The sequence below is a fragment of the Streptomyces sp. NPDC014656 genome, assembly GCF_043084305.1.
GTDB lineage: Bacteria > Actinomycetota > Actinomycetes > Streptomycetales > Streptomycetaceae > Streptomyces.
Genome location: NZ_JBIBZN010000001.1, coordinates 481031 through 495324, shown reverse-complemented (window position 1 = coordinate 495324; position 14294 = coordinate 481031). Strand labels below are relative to the sequence as shown.

Sequence of the window (14294 nt, the reverse complement as noted above, 5' to 3'; positions counted from 1 at the left end):
TCCCCCGCTCTCACCCACCTCCTGCTCAGCGAAGGAGCATCCGCATGCCCTCGCACCACCCCCGCACCACCCTCGGCCGCCGGTCCTTCCTCACCGGCGCCGGCGCGGCGCTCGCCGCCCTCGCGCTGCCGGCCGCCCCCGCCGCGGCCGCCCCCGCCGGCCCCTTCGGCCGGTACGGTTCGCCGTCGGCCCGGCTGTCCGCGAGGACGCTGTACGTCCACCCCGGGGGCCTCGGCGACCACACCTCCGTCCAGGCCGCGGTGAGCGCCGCGTCCGGGGCCGGCTGGACGCTGGTGCTCGCGCCGGGCACGTACCGGGAGACGGTCGCGGTGAGCGCGGCCCGGACCGGGATGACGTGGATCGGGGCGAGCGGGGACGCGAAGGACGTCGTCGTGGTGTACGACAACGCGGCCGGCACCCCGAAGCCCGACGGCTCCGGCACGTACGGCACCACCGGCTCGGCGACGGTCACCCTCCAGGCGGCGGACTTCACCGCCCACGCGGTGACCTTCGCCAACGACTTCCTCCGCACCGACCTGCCGGGCAACCCGGGCACCCAGGCGGTGGCGCTGAAGGCGCAGGGCGACCGCTCGGCCTTCTTCCACTGCCGTTTCCTGGGGCACCAGGACACGCTGTACGCGGACTCGATGTCGCTGACGGCCTTCGCCCGGCAGTACTTCGCGCACTGCTACGTCGAGGGGGACGTGGACTTCGTCTTCGGGCGGGCCACGGCGGTCTTCGAGCACTGCCACTTCCGGACGCTGGTCCGCACCGACCTGGCCGGGGCGCCCTACGGCTTCGTCTTCGCCCCGTCGACCGCCCGCGCCAATCCGCACGGCTTCCTGGCCTCCCGGTGCCGGGTCACCAGCGAGGCCCCGGACGGCTACTACAAGCTGGCCCGGCCGTGGGTGCCCGGCTCGGACCCGACCGCCTGGCCGTCCCTGGTGGTCCGGGAGAGCGTCCTGGGCGCGGGGATCGACGCGGTGGCGCCGTACGCGGACATGCGGGCCGAGTACCCCTGGCAGCGGCAGCGCTTCGCGGAGTACCGCAACGCCGGCCGCGGCGCGGAGGTCACCGTCCCGGAGAACCGTCCGCGGCTGACCGCCGGGCAGGCGGCGGAGGCGACCCGGGCCGGGTACCTGGGCGACTGGGAGCCCGTGGCGCCGCCCTGCCCCTGAGCCATCGATTGAACGGTCAAATAGTCAGAAATCAACTAAATATGTGGCGCTCATGGACGTTTCGCCCTCGCCTCGCCGGTCAGTAGCCGGGTGACCGCGACAAGCCTGGAGGGTGGACATGATCGCCCAGGAACAGATTCCCACTGTGCTGGACCATCCCGTGTACGACACCGAGGGGAAGAAGATCGGCGACGCCAAGCACGTCTTCCTCGACGACGCCACCGGCCGCCCCGAATGGGTCACCGTCAAGACGGGTCTGTTCGGCACCAGCGAGTCCTTCGTGCCGATCAAGGACGCCTCCGTGGTGAGCGACCACCTGGAGGTGCCCTACTCCAAGGACCGCGTCAAGGGCGCCCCGCACGTCGACGTCGACGGCGGCGGCCACCTGGACGCGAGCGAGGAGCAGCGGCTCTACGAGTACTACGGCATCGCCTGGGACGAGGCGTGGCAGCGGGCGAACGAGCCCGGTGACCGCGGCTGGGCCCGCGGCGACGGCACCGGAGCCGCCGGCACGGCCGGCATGGCCGGCGCGGCCGGTACGGCGGGCCTGGCCGGCACGACCGGCAGGGCCGACATGACCGGCAGGGCCGACATGACCGGTGCGGCCGGCACGGCGGAGTCGCGTGAGGACGCGATGACCCGGTCCGAGGAGCAGATGCACGTCGGCACCGAGGAGGTCGAGACCGGCCACGTCCGGCTGCGCAAGTACGTCGTCACCGAGGAGGTCCAGCAGACCGTGCCGGTGCGCCACGAGGAGGTCCGCGTGGTGCGCGAGCCGATCACGGACGCCAACCGCGACGAGGCGATGTCCGGCCCCGAGATCACCGAGGCCGAGCACGAGGTGACGCTGCACGAGGAGCGTCCGGTGGTCGAGACCCGGGCCGTCCCCGTCGAGCGGGTCCGCCTGGAGACCGACGAGGTCACCGAGGAGGAGACCGTCACCGGTCAGGTCCGCAAGGAGCGCATCGAGATCGAGGGCGAGGACACCGGGACCGTCCGGGACACCGGCGAGGACCTCGGCAAGTGAGGGACCACCATCCGGGGGCCGGGCGGCACCGCCGCCCGGCCCCCGTTCCGTCACGTCGCGTCAGACGAGGAGGTCCACGCAGTCCAGGGCGGTGCCCGCGCTCAGGAAGCCGGTGCCGGTCGAACCGCTGACGACGTTCAGCCGGAGCACGTTGTACCGGGTGGGGTCCGTCCGCCACGCGCTCGCGGGGACGCTGTAGGTGAAGGTGTGGTTGTTGCCCCGGTAGGAGCCGGTGGTGAGGGAGCGGGTCGACGGCTGGGCGGGCGGTGACGGGACCGCAGAGACCCAGGTGTCGTTGACGGTGACCTGCGGGCGCCCGTTGAGGAAGGCGGTGGTGACGCCGATCCGCAGCGTGTGGGCGGCGGCGGCCTGCGCGGCGGTGAGCCGGAAGTAGACCAAGAAGCCGTCGTTGACGTCCTTCCACAGGTAACAGGGCACGGCGGCCGAGGGGTTCGCGCCGTCGACGACGACGTTGCCCGTCCAGGCGGCGGCCCGGACGTCGGCCGGGTGGGCGTACGTCATGAGCGCGGCGTTCTTGAAGCCGGCCGGGGTGCCGTCCCAGTCGCCGAGGCGCCAGACGGCGGGGGCGGTGCTCGGGTCGCCGGTGATCGTGAGCGTGTGCAGGGCGGTGGCGGCGCCGGCGGTGACGGTCACCGTGGTGGTGTGGACGGCGAGTTCACCCTTGTGGACGGTGAGGGTGTACGTCCCCGGGAGCATGCCCCGGCAGGAGTACGCGCCGGTGCCGGCGGCGGCCCGGGTCCAGTACTGGGCGTCGGCGTTGGCGAAGCCGATCGTGTACGGGTGGTCCGGGTCCATGTTCTTGAGGCCCACGCCGGCGACCCTGCCGCGTCCGGCGGCGCCGACCCAGCCGGGGATGCCGAGGCCGTCCACCCAGGCGGTGTCGTGGGCGGCGGCGAAGAGCGCCGGGTCGGGGGCGCCGCCGTCGGTGAAGGCGAGGAGGTAGGGGCCCTGGAGGCCGAAGCGCATGGCCTCGGTCTGCGACTGGTTGTAGTGGAGGATCTCGTAGAGTCCGACGCCCAGTTCGTTGGAGTGGCGCAGCAGCGAGCGGTAGAAGGGGCCGCCGGACGCCTTCTCGTGGTTGGAGCGCACCATCCAGAGCCCGGCCGTGCCGGTGGTGTGGCCGACGTAGTCGTAGTCCATGACGCGGACGCCGGAATAGTGCTTGGAGCGGGTCTGCCCGTCGGCGCGCCGCCAGACGTCGCCCGCCTCGATGACGGTGTCGGCGCCCTCGACCCAGGAGTCCGGGCCCTCGTTCGGGAAGACGCCGGGCTTGAGGCGGGCGATGAAGCGGGTGGCGGTGAAGGAGGTGTCGGCCTTGTCGGTCCACAGGTAGACGTTGTTGTGGCCGGAGCGGGCCGCGTAGTAGTGGCGCAGGGTGCCGTGGACGACGGTGACGAGGATCGTCGCGCCGTGCTGGGCGAGGGTGACGGTGGAGGCGCCGAGGCCCGACTCGACGTGGGAGTGCTTGCCGCCGTACCCCTCGTACTCCTTGCCCTTGTAGACGAGGGAGGTGAGGTCGCCGTTGGTCTTGGAGACCTTGAAGACGAGTCCGGCGCCGGTGTCGAGGACGTAGTGCGCGCCGTCGTCGCTCCAGCCGAAGCCGGCCGCCTCGGCGGCTCCGGCGGCTCCGGCGGTGGCGGCGAGGGCTCCGGCGGCGGCGACCGCGCCGAGGACGGTCCGGCGGGGGACGGGGTGGGTGCGCATCTGCGGCTCCTTCGGCGGGGCGGTGGGGGGCAGCCATAGGTCGCCGCGGGAGGGGAAAGGGTTGCCCCCTCGGTCGAAACGTTTCAAGAGGGTTTCGCCGTTGAGCCGGACCCGCCGGACCCGCCGACCCGGCCGCCACCGGGGCCGACCGCCGGTCCGGCACGGCGCACGGCTTCGCCCCGCTCGCCGGGGGCGCCTCCTTCCACGCCTGCCGGCTCGACCCGGCGAGCGCCGTGCCCGCGCCGGTGGACCGCTCCTCCGGTCCGCGGAAGAAGCTCGGCGTGCCCGCGGACCGTCCGGACGGCGTCCGGACGGCCGCGCGGGGACCGGGGACGCCCCGGTCCTCCGCCGTCAGGCGAAGCCGCCCCGGAGGGTCGTCCGGCCGCCGCCGGGGGCGGTGAGGACGACGGTGTACGCGTCGGCCGAGGCGTCCCGGACGCCCTCGGCGTGGTTGTACTGGGCGGCGAAGGTGTGCGGGCCCGCCGGGACCGCGCGGCCCTCCTTCAGGGTCCAGCGGTAGACGAGGGCGCCGGGTTCCTCCACGACCGTGACGGTGAAGTCATCGGCGGAACGGGTCTGCCAGTGACCGGTGCTGACGATGCCTCCGGTGAGCGCCACCCGCAACTCGACCGTGAGGCCGGTGACCTCGCCGTCCGTCGTGACGGCGAGGTCGCTCTGCGCCCACCAGCGGTTGCTGCCGGGGTCGACGGTGCCCGCCGCGCGGGCCACGGGCCCGGGCGCGACGGCGACGGCCGGGGGCGCGGGCCGCTCCTGGAGGGCGGTGACGGCGAGGCCGCCGAGGGCGACGACGCCCACGACGGTCGCGGCGACGGCCGCGGTGGCCGTCCAGCGGCGCCCCGCCCCGAAGGCCGGCGTCCGCTCCCGCCGGGGCGGCGGCCCGGCCATGCCGCGCTCGACGCGGGCCAGCATCCGGGCGCGGTCCGGGCGGTGCGCGGCCGCCGCCTCGCGCAGCTCGCCGCGCAGCCGTGTCTCGTCCATCAGCGCCTCCCCGAGGCGAGTTCGGTGGCGGCCCGTCCGCCGAGCAGCTTCTGGAGTTCGGCCATGCCCTTGGCGGTCTGGCTCTTGACCGTGCCGACCGAGACGCCCAGGGCCAGGGCGGTGTCCCGCTCGGAGAGGTCGAAGGCGTGGCGGAGGACGACGCAGGCCCGCTTGCGGAAGGGCAGGGCGCGCAGCGCGGTCCGCACGTCGACGACCGCGGGCACGTCCGGGTCCTCGGTGTGCTCGGGGCGCCGGTCCCAGAAGGCGGCGATCCGGCGGCGTTCGCGGACGGTGCCGCGGATGCGGGTGCGGACGAGGTTGGCGACGACGCCCCGGGCGTAGGCGGCGGGGTGGTCGGCGGCGCGGACCCGGTCCCAGCGGTGCCAGAGCGCGAGCATGGCGTCGGCGGCGAGGTCGTCGGCGGCGTCGGTCTCGCCGGTGAGGAGGTGGGCGAGGCGGGCGAGTTCGGCGTAGTGACGGTCGAAGAAGTCGCGGAACTCGGCCGCGCCGTCCCGCTCCTCGTCCGGGTCAGTCCCGGCCACGGTCGTCCCCCGGTGCGGCGGGTGCCGGGCCGGTGCCGGCGCGGACGGTGAGGTGCGGGGCGAGCAGCTCGGTGCCGGGGGCGGTCTCGCCGCGCAGCCGGGCGACGAGCCGCTCGACGGCGATCCGTCCCATGTCCTGGGCGGGCACGGCGACGGCGGTGAGCGGTACGGAGGCGTGGGCGGCGACCTGGTCGGGGCAGACCGCGGCGACGGAGACGTCCTCGGGGACGGCGCGGCCCTGGTGGCGCAGGACGGCGAGGAGCGGTTCGACGGCGGCCTCGTTCTGCACGAGGAGGGCGGTGGTGCCGGGGCGTTCCTCGAAGATCCGGGTGACGGCGGCGGAGACGGCCGCGTAGGTGCCGTCGACGGGCCGGTGGAGCAGGTCGAGGCCGTGCCCGGCGGCGGCGGCGCGGACACCGGCGAGGGTGCGCTCGGCGTAGCCCGTGCCCCGGGCGTAGACGGCGGGGGGTTCGCCGAGGACGGCGAGGCGGCGGTGGCCGAGGCCGGCGAGGTGGTCGACGCAGCGGGCGCCGGCGGCGGCGAAGTCGAGGTCCACGCAGTCGAGCCCGGCGGGGTCGGCGGGCAGTCCGATGAGGACGGAGGGCCGCTCGGCCTGCCGGAGGAGGGGCAGGCGGGGGTCGTCCAGCTCGACGTCCATGACGATCATGCCGTCGGCGATGGCGCTGCCCTCGACGCGGCGGACGGCCTCGGGGCCCTCCTCGCCGGTGAGCAGCAGCACGTCGTGGCCGTGGGCGCGGGCCGTGGTGGTGACGGCCATGGCGATCTCCATCATGACCGGCACGTAGAGGCCGGTGCGCAGCGGCATCATCAGGGCGAGGATGCTGGTCCGGCCGCCGGCGAGGGCGCGGGCCCCGGCGTGCGGGCGGTAGCCGAGCTCCTCGATGGAGTGCTGGATGCGCTCGCGGGTGGCGGTGGAGATGGACCGCTTGCCGCTCAGGACGTAGCTGACGGTGCTGGCCGACACACCGGCGTGACGGGCGACGTCGGCGAGGGTGACCACGTGCGCGCTCCTCGGCTGGTCCGGGCGGGTTCGCCGGGATGGGTGGAGGGTTCTCCGGAATCGGCGGAGGGTCCTCCGGGCGGGTGGGGTGCCCGTCGGTGACGGGGGCCGTCGGCGGCGGGCCCCGGCGACGGGGACCCCCGGCGTCAGGAGCCCTCGACGACAGGGACCCCCGACCCTAAGCGGCCGCTCGTCGGACTGTCCAGGCGGGGCGCGAAGAGTCCAAGGGCCCGGGGGCCGCGCGGGGTTGTGCCGGGGCGTACGGCGGGGTGGGATGGAACCGGTCGCGCAAGCGCTTTCCGGCGGGTGTCCTCCTCCCCGCCTCCCCCCTTCCTCCTCCCCGCCTCCCCCCTTCCTCCTCTCGCCCTTCCCCCTTCCCCCTTCCCCTTCCTCCTCTCGCCCTCCCTTCCCCCTCTCGCCTCTCACCTCTCCCTGGGAACGTCATGACCGATCTGCCCTGGTACACCTCCTTCGCCCCCGAGCGGGGCACGCTGCCGCCGCGCGCCTGGACCGCCTTCTCCGACGCCGCGCGGCTGCCGCTCGGCGGCGACTGGGCGTTCCGCCTGTCCCCCGCCGCCGACGCGGCGGACACCGCCTTCGCCGAGCCCGGCTTCGACGCGGACGGCTGGCGGACCGTCACCGTGCCGGGGCACTGGGTGCTCCAGGGCGAGGACGGGGAGTTCGGCGCCCCCGCGTACACGAACGTCGTCTACCCCTTCCCGGTCGACCCGCCGCACGTGCCGGACGAGAACCCGACCGGGGACCACCTGCGCCGGTTCGACCTGCCGGACGACTGGCCCGCGGAGGGCGGGGCGGTGCTCCGCTTCGACGGGGTCGAGTCCTGCGCCCGGGTGTGGCTCAACGGCACGGAGCTGGGCTGGTTCAAGGGCTCCCGGCTCGCCCACGAGTTCGCGGTCGGGGAGCTGCTGCGGGAGCGGGACAACGTCCTCGCGGTCCGCGTCCACCAGTGGTCCTCGGGCTCGTACCTGGAGGACCAGGACCAGTGGTGGCTGCCGGGCGTCTTCCGGGAGGTGACGCTGCTGCACCGCCCGGAGGGCGCGCCGGGCGACTTCTTCGTGCACGCCTCGTACGACCACACCGCGGGGACCGGCGAACTGCGGGTCGACTGCGACGTGCCCGCCCGGGTCCGGGTGCCGGAGCTGGGGCTCGACCTGGCGGCCGGGGAGTCCGTCACGGTGCCGGTGGAGCCGTGGAGCGCCGAGGTGCCGCGGCTGTACGAGGGCGAGCTGACGGCCGGCGGGGAGCGGATCGGGCTGCGGATCGGCTTCCGCTCGGTGTACGTGGAGGACGGCGTCCTGAAGGCGAACGGGCGGCGGATCCTCTTCCGGGGCGTGAACCGGCACGAGTTCCACCCGGAGACGGGGCGGACCCTGGACCTGGACACCATGCGGGCGGACGTCGAGCTGATGAAGCGGCACCACGTCAACGCCGTGCGGACCTCGCACTACCCGCCGCACCCGGCCTTCCTCGACCTGTGCGACTCCTACGGCCTGTGGGTGGTCGACGAGGGCGACCTGGAGACCCACGGCTTCGAGGAGCTGGGCTGGCGGGGCAATCCGGTGGACGACGAGCGGTGGACGCCCGCCCTGCTCGACCGGGCGGCCCGGCTGGTCGAACGGGACAAGAACCACCCGTCGGTGGTGCTGTGGTCGCTGGGCAACGAGTGCGGCACGGGGGCCGGGCTGTCCGCGATGGCACGCTGGATCCACGACCGGGACCCGTCGCGGCCGGTGCACTACGAGGGCGACCGGTCCTGCGCCGACGTGGACGTGTACTCCCGGATGTACCCGCCGCACGCCGAGGTCGAGGAGATCGGCCGGCGCGAGGACGGGGGCCCGGAGCGCCGCCGCGAACTCCCCCTCATCCTGTGCGAGTACGCCCACGCGATGGGCAACGGCCCCGGCGGCCTGAGCGAGTACCAGCGCCTCTTCGAGACGTACGAGCGCTGCCAGGGCGGCTTCGTGTGGGAGTGGATCGACCACGGCCTGGCCCACCCGGTCCACGGGTACGGCTACGGCGGCGACTTCGGCGAGGACCAGCACGACGGGAACTTCGTGTGCGACGGGCTGCTCTTCCCGGACCGGACCCCCTCGCCGGGCCTGGCCGAGTACAAGAAGGTGATCGAGCCGGTGCGGATCGGGCCCGGCGGGCGGCCGGGCACGGTCGCGGTGCGCAACCTCCACGACGTGGCCGACCTGTCCGCGTACGCCTTCGGATGGGAGTTCCTGGCGGACGGGAAGGTGGTGGGCGAGGGGCCGCTGGCGGTGCCTCCGCCGGCCGCCGGGGAGCGGACCGAGGTGGTCCTCCCGGAGCCGCCGGCGCATCCGGCGGGCGCGGAGACGCTGTGGAGGGTACGGGCGGTGCTCGCCGCCGCGACGCCGTGGGCGGAGGCCGGCCACGAGATGGCCTGGGGCGTCGTGCCCGTGACGGGACGGCGCCCCCTGGCGGCGCCGTCGCCTCCGGTCCGCCCGGCCGCCGGGGACGGGCGGATCGGGCTCGGCCCGGCATCGTTCGACGCGCGCACGGGCGCGCTCGTCTCCCTGGGCGGCCTGCCGGTGTCCGGTTTCGGACTGGACGTCTGGCGGGCGCCGACGGACAACGACGAGGGGGCGCCCTGGCAGCCGGACGCGCGGTGGGCGTCGCTCTGGCGGGAGCTGGGCCTGCACCGGATGCGGCACCGCACGGACGGGGTGATCCCGGACGGCGGGGGGCTGACCGTCCGGACGCGGGTGGCTCCCCCGGGCCGTGACGTCGGGCTGGCCGTGACCCACCGCTGGACCGCGAGCGGCACGGCGGTACGGCTCGACGTGGACGTGGTGCCCGAGGGCTCCTGGCCGGTACCGCTCCCCCGGCTGGGCGTGCGGCTCGGTCTTCCGGCCGCCCTCGACCGGGCGGTCTGGTACGGCGGCGGCCCCGGGGAGGCGTACCCGGACACCCGCGCGGCGGCCCGCCCCGGCCTCTGGGAGTCCACGGTGGCCGGTCTCCAGACCCCGTACGTGCGTCCGCAGGAGAACGGGGCCCGGATCGACACCCGGTGGCTGGAGCTCACGGACGGGGAGGGCGCGGGCCTGCGCGTGGCGGGCGAGCCGGAGTTCTGGTTCACCGCGCGCCGCTGGACGCACGCGGAGCTGGACGCCGCCGCGCACCGGCCGGACCTGGCCCCGGGCGACACCCTGTGGCTGAACCTCGACCACGCCCTGCACGGCATCGGCTCCCAGTCCTGCGGCCCCGGCGTCCTCCCCGAGCACCGCCTCCAGGCGGCCCCGGCGTCCTTCTCGCTGGCGTTCGAGCCGGTCGGGGCATGTCGAAGCAGGGCAGCGGGCCGGCCGTCACCCGCCGGAGCGCGGAACCCGTAGCGGCCCCGCGCACGGCGGCGGCGGTGATCACCGGCGTCCTGGGGGCGTTCCTGCGGGGGGCCCGGAGACGTCCGCGCCTGTGTCAGCGCTCCCGTCCGCGCGTACGCGCGCGGGGCGGCCGGCCCGAAAGGGCGGCGGGAGCCCTGGTGCGGCACGCGGCCGGGTCGGTCGTCGCCGCGATCGGGACGCTGCCGCTTCCCGCGCTGTTCCGGGGGGGCCTACCGGTGAGTCAGGGAGATCGGCCGCCTCATGCCGCTCGGCGCCTGGGAGGCGCTGAGCCGCGACCCGGAGCGGCCGGCCGTGGAGAAGCACCCCGTGGCGGTGGCCGAGGCGTGGGCGGTCTTCGGCGGCCGGGCCGTCGCCGGGGCCGTCCTCTCCGTGGCGGCGGTCCGGTGCCGGACGTCTGACGCGGGGCCGGCCGGGCCCGCGGGGTGCGGGGCCCGGCCGGTGGGGGCGGTCAGCGGAGGAGGTGTTCCGGGAGGACGCCCCGGGCCTTCAGTGCGGCGGCGACGAGGGCCGCGTACTCGGTGGCGCCGCGGACCGAGGTGTGGGTGTTGTCCCGTTTCTCGGCCGTCAGGTAGAGCTCCTTGGACGCCTCGGGACCGAGCTGTTCGACCCGGGCCCTGGTGAGGGCGGTGAGGTCGATCAGCGGGGTGCCGAGGGAGGCGGCGAGGGCGCGGATCTCGGCCGGGTGGTCGACGCCGAGGCCGTTGACGAGCAGGGCGGTGCCGTTGTCGAGGGTGCCGTCCGCGTTGAACCAGCGGCGGACGACCGGGGTGACGAGGACGGGTGCGCCGCCCCTGGCCCGTACCCGCTCGACCAGGGTGGTGAGGTTGGCGCGGTAGGTGGCGGCGTCCGTCTGCTTGTCGTTGTGGGCGAGCTGGATCAGGACGGGGTCGCCGGGCCGGATCGCCGCCTCGACCCGGTCGAAGAGCGCCGGGTTCGCGAGGAAGCTGACGGTGCTCTCGCCGGAGTCGGCGTGGTTGGCGACGGCGGCGCCCCGCTTCAGGTGGACGGGGAGCCGCTGGCCCCAGCCGGTGTACGGGTCGCCGGGCTGGTCGCAGACGGTGGAGTCGCCGATCAGGAAGAGGCGGGTCGCGGTGGGGGCGGGGGTGACGCGGAGGGACGCGACGCGCGGGGCGGAGCCGTCGATCAGCAGGTCGAGGCCGGGCGTGCCGGCGGGTCCGGTGGGTTCCCCCTCCGGGTCGCGGACGTCGACGGTGAAGGAGCGGCGGACCCGCTCGCCGGCCCCGGTCGGGGTCTCGGCGAGCAGGGCGCGCCGGGTCTCGCCGCTGATCCGGGTCGTTCCGGCGGTGTCGCCGCCGAGGGTGACGGTGACGTCGTACGTGCCGGGGGCCAGGTCGAAGTGGCAGGCGAGGGCGCCCGTCCCGGTGGCGGCGCAGTGGTCGAGGCCCTGGCCGTAGGGGTTCTCCCCGGCGTGGGCGGTGGCGGGTGCGGTGGCGGCGAGGAGCGCGAGCAGGCTCGCCGCGAGGATCGTGGTCCTCTTCATCGGGCGTCTCCTGTCCGTCACTCGGGGAGGTGGTCGCCGACGAGGGCGAGGTTCTGGATGGCGGCCAGGCCGTAGAGGGCGGTGGTGTTGGTGCTGATCCAGAGGTGCTCGTAGCCGGGTTCGAGGGCGGCGGGGCCCCGCACGGGCGTCTTGTCCCAGACCATGGCGGATGTGTAGCCGTCGCTCCTGTCGAACTTGGCCCAGGCGCGCTGGGCGAGCTTGGTGTCGTTCAGCTGGGCGGCGGCGTAGGCGTCCTGGCGGGAGTGGCCCTGGAAGAGGAGGAGCGTGCCGAAGTTCTGTCCGTAGCGGGCGGCCTGCTCGGTCTTGGAGGCGTTGAAGTAGCGGCAGTAGTCGAGCCAGGCGTTCTTGAAGGCCGGCAGGTCGACGAGGTCGATGAGCTCGGCGCACATCTCGACGAGGCCGAACATGGCGGAGAGGTGGGAGACGCCGACGGCGGGCTGTTCGGCGACGGCGAAGCGGCCGGTGTCGAGGTCGTAGAGGCCGGTGCCCTGGACGAAGCCGTTGGGCTGGGCGGCGATGGTCTCCATGGTGGAGCGCAGCCGCGCCTCGGCCTTGGCGGCCTTGGGTCCGCCGCGCTCCCACTCGGTGAGCCAGGCGGCGGCGAGACCGCTCCAGTCGGTGCCGAAGCCGATGGAGAGGGCGTGGCGGTCGGGGGTGTAGGGCTCGGTGCGGATCTTGCGGATGGGGTCGAGGACGAGGAAGGTCTCGTCGGAGTCGACCAGGTCGCGCATGAGGTCGCCGACGCGTTCGTCGGCGGTGAGGAAGTAGTAGGGGCGGCGGTAGACGGCGGTGGAGATCCGCTGCTGCTTGGCGCTGTCGGCGAAGTGCTGGACGCCGTGGCGGGTGCCGAGGCCGGCCCAGGTGCCGAGGTGGTAGACGTCGACCTCGCCGGTGTGGCGGGTCATGGCCTCGGCGAAGCGGAAGACGTCGGCGCGGCCGGAGCGGAGGTAGGCGTACCAGAGCCACAGGTCGGGCGAGAGCTCGGAGTTGTCCCAGGCGTAGCCGCCGACGTCGTACCGCCACTGGTGCCGGTCCTCGTCGTAGGTGTGCATGATGTCGCCGTAGTCCCAGAAGCCGTACCAGCGGCGCTGTTCGGCCTGGTCCTTGTAGTAGGTGAAGAGGTAGTCGAGGCGGTCCTCGATCTTGGCCCTGGCGGGGGTGGAGCGGTCGACGGGCGAGAACAGTCCGCCGAAGACCCGGGCGCGGACGAGGTCCTCGGGGCTCGCGGCGAGCTGCGGCGGGACGCGGACGGCGGCGGCCTGGGCGACGAGGGCGGCGGCGCTCGGGGTGGCGGCGTTGGCCCAGAACATCAGCTCGCTGGTGCGGGCGATGCCGTAGGGGGTGCCGAAGCCGGGCTCGTGGTCCTCGTAGGTGATGTTGAGGCCTTCGAGCTGTTCGGGGAAGGTGTCCTGTCCCATGCCGTCGTGGTAGAAGCGCAGGTCCATGGGCTGGGCCTCGGGCGACCAGAGCCAGAGGGTGACCTCGGCCTCGTCGCCGGCGGCGCCGCGGACGTCGAGCTGGGCGGGGTGCTTCTGCCAGAAGTCCCGCAGGCCGAAGGAGAGTCCGCCGCTCGCGCCGCCGACGTAGCCGAAGCCGTTGGCGCGGCGGCCGCCGCCGGCGGGGATCCAGCCGTGGCCGGGCTTGGTGCGCTTGCGGATGCCGAAGCCGTCGGCGGTGAGCTGGGAGAGCGTGTAGTCGCCCCAGGTGGGGATGTACTGGAGGCGGCTGGTGACGCGCTGGTCCCAGGTGGCCGGGTCGGGCAGCTTCTCGCCCTTGACCTGGGCGGCGCGGACGGCGGCGCCGGGGTCGCGGCGCAGGCCGGTGATGCCCTGGACGGCCTCGGTGAGGAAGCCCTGGTCCTCGCCGGCGAGGCGGACGTGCCGGTCGTAGAAGGCGTCGCGCATCGGGACGGTGAAGCGGACGCCGAGGCCGCGGATGAAGTCCTTGTCCTGGTCGCCGTCGAAGGTGATCGTGTGGATCATGCGGAGGGCTTCGGAGCCGGCGTGGAAGTAGAGCCGGACCGAGAAGGGCAGCCAACTGCGGCTGCCCTTGCGGTGCTTGCCGTCGATCCGGACCACGGCCCGGACGGGGCCGGTCTGTTCGACGACGGCGCCGGAGATCTCGCCGTCGAACCGCTCCCACTTGGCGTTGCCCTGGTCGCCGTCGTCGATGTCGCCCTGGCGCAGCAGCACGAGCCGCCCGTCGGTCGCGATCTTGACGCCGTCGCGGGTGAGGGACTCGACGAGCTTGCCGCCGTCCTTCCACAGGACGGCCCTGACGACGCCGGTGTCGACGGTGATCCGGCGGCCGGACTCGGTGACGGTGACGGTCTTCGCGCCGGCGGCGGGGGTGCCGGGGGCGAGGGAGTAGCGCTCGGCGCCGGCCGCCTCGGGGCCGACGGCGTGGGCGGTCCACTTGAGGGAGCCGTCGGGCCACCGGGCGGTGGTCCAGGTCTGTACGGGGACGGGGGCGCCGTCGGCGGTGGTGAGGGCGAACTCGCGGTCGCCCGGATGCGCGCCCTTGGGCCAGGCGACGCCGAAGGTCGACCCGCCGGCGGCGCCGAGGCCGCCCGGCTCCAGCCAGGAGATGCTCGCGGGCCGCTCCTCCGCGGGCACCTCGGCGGCGGGCGCGGCCTGCGCCTCGTTCCGGCCGAGCGCCCAGCTGAACTGGGCGGCGGCACCGGCGACGGCGGCCGCCTTGAGGAGGGAACGGCGGGGTATCGAGGACACGGGAACTCCTTTCGAGGGCATGCCGATGACATGCCTGCGGGAGGGGAAGGGGGCGCGAGGGTACGGAGCGGGGCGCGGGGCCGGCGGGACGCGGGCCCATCGGGGCGCGGGGACGCGGCGGAGCCCGCGGGCCTCCCGGGGCCCTGAACGGTCCGGGCCTGAACG

At 74.8% G+C, this 14294-nt stretch carries 9 protein-coding genes; 3 read left to right on the top strand and 6 right to left on the bottom strand.

The annotated features are described in order from the left end of the window. Positions 1 to 44 precede the first annotated feature (44 nt). Together ACF1ED_RS02315 and ACF1ED_RS02310 are read left to right on the top strand one after the other, a co-directional pair. Positions 45 to 1178 carry a pectinesterase family protein gene (locus ACF1ED_RS02315; protein WP_391756494.1) on the top strand — a complete coding sequence of 378 codons (1134 nt, stop codon included), beginning with the start codon at positions 45 to 47 and terminating at the stop codon, positions 1176 to 1178. Between the two features lie 118 nt (positions 1179 to 1296). Beyond that, positions 1297 to 2205, top strand: a complete 909-nt coding sequence (locus tag ACF1ED_RS02310; protein ID WP_391756493.1) for a DUF2382 domain-containing protein — start codon at positions 1297 to 1299, stop codon at positions 2203 to 2205. Between the two features lie 60 nt (positions 2206 to 2265). On the opposite strand, the gene ACF1ED_RS02305 is transcribed toward ACF1ED_RS02310, so the two are convergent. From ACF1ED_RS02305 to ACF1ED_RS02290, 4 genes are all read right to left on the bottom strand, one after another. Continuing rightward, complete coding sequence (locus ACF1ED_RS02305; protein ID WP_391756492.1) at positions 2266 to 3930, bottom strand: rhamnogalacturonan lyase B N-terminal domain-containing protein; 1665 nt, start codon at positions 3928 to 3930, stop codon at positions 2266 to 2268. Positions 3931 to 4281: 351 nt separating this feature from the next. Beyond that, positions 4282 to 4929 carry a hypothetical protein gene (locus tag ACF1ED_RS02300; RefSeq protein ID WP_391756491.1) on the bottom strand — a complete coding sequence of 216 codons (648 nt, stop codon included), beginning with the start codon at positions 4927 to 4929 and terminating at the stop codon, positions 4282 to 4284. Continuing rightward, the gene (locus ACF1ED_RS02295; RefSeq protein ID WP_391756490.1) at positions 4929 to 5471 is read right to left on the bottom strand and encodes a SigE family RNA polymerase sigma factor; all 543 of its coding nucleotides are present in this window, start codon (positions 5469 to 5471) and stop codon (positions 4929 to 4931) included. The genes ACF1ED_RS02300 and ACF1ED_RS02295 overlap by 1 nt, the downstream gene beginning before the upstream one ends. Then, positions 5458 to 6492 carry a LacI family DNA-binding transcriptional regulator gene (locus ACF1ED_RS02290; protein WP_391756489.1) on the bottom strand — a complete coding sequence of 345 codons (1035 nt, stop codon included), beginning with the start codon at positions 6490 to 6492 and terminating at the stop codon, positions 5458 to 5460. The genes ACF1ED_RS02295 and ACF1ED_RS02290 overlap by 14 nt, the downstream gene beginning before the upstream one ends. 443 nt (positions 6493 to 6935) lie before the next feature. Here ACF1ED_RS02290 and ACF1ED_RS02285 point away from each other — a divergent pair, with 443 nt between their 5' ends. Next, a complete protein-coding gene (locus ACF1ED_RS02285) occupies positions 6936 to 9869 on the top strand; it encodes a glycoside hydrolase family 2 TIM barrel-domain containing protein (RefSeq protein WP_391756488.1) in 2934 nt (977 codons plus the stop codon). A gap of 457 nt (positions 9870 to 10326) precedes the next feature. Here ACF1ED_RS02285 and ACF1ED_RS02280 read toward each other — a convergent pair whose 3' ends face one another. Beyond that, positions 10327 to 11379 (bottom strand): rhamnogalacturonan acetylesterase, encoded by a 1053-nt coding sequence (locus tag ACF1ED_RS02280; protein WP_391756487.1) that lies wholly within the window; start codon positions 11377 to 11379, stop codon positions 10327 to 10329. Positions 11380 to 11396: 17 nt separating this feature from the next. After that, positions 11397 to 14129 carry a Tat pathway signal sequence domain protein gene (locus ACF1ED_RS02275; protein ID WP_391756486.1) on the bottom strand — a complete coding sequence of 911 codons (2733 nt, stop codon included), beginning with the start codon at positions 14127 to 14129 and terminating at the stop codon, positions 11397 to 11399. Positions 14130 to 14294: the final 165 nt, after the last annotated feature.

Coding starts and splice junctions, on each gene's coding strand:
- ACF1ED_RS02300 (WP_391756491.1), bottom strand. CDS start 4,929: ATGGACGAGACACGGCTGCGCGGCGAGCTGCGCGAGGCGGCGGCCGCG.
- ACF1ED_RS02285 (WP_391756488.1), top strand. CDS start 6,936: ATGACCGATCTGCCCTGGTACACCTCCTTCGCCCCCGAGCGGGGCACG.
- ACF1ED_RS02310 (WP_391756493.1), top strand. CDS start 1,297: ATGATCGCCCAGGAACAGATTCCCACTGTGCTGGACCATCCCGTGTAC.
- ACF1ED_RS02315 (WP_391756494.1), top strand. CDS start 45: ATGCCCTCGCACCACCCCCGCACCACCCTCGGCCGCCGGTCCTTCCTC.
- ACF1ED_RS02280 (WP_391756487.1), bottom strand. CDS start 11,379: ATGAAGAGGACCACGATCCTCGCGGCGAGCCTGCTCGCGCTCCTCGCC.
- ACF1ED_RS02305 (WP_391756492.1), bottom strand. CDS start 3,930: ATGCGCACCCACCCCGTCCCCCGCCGGACCGTCCTCGGCGCGGTCGCC.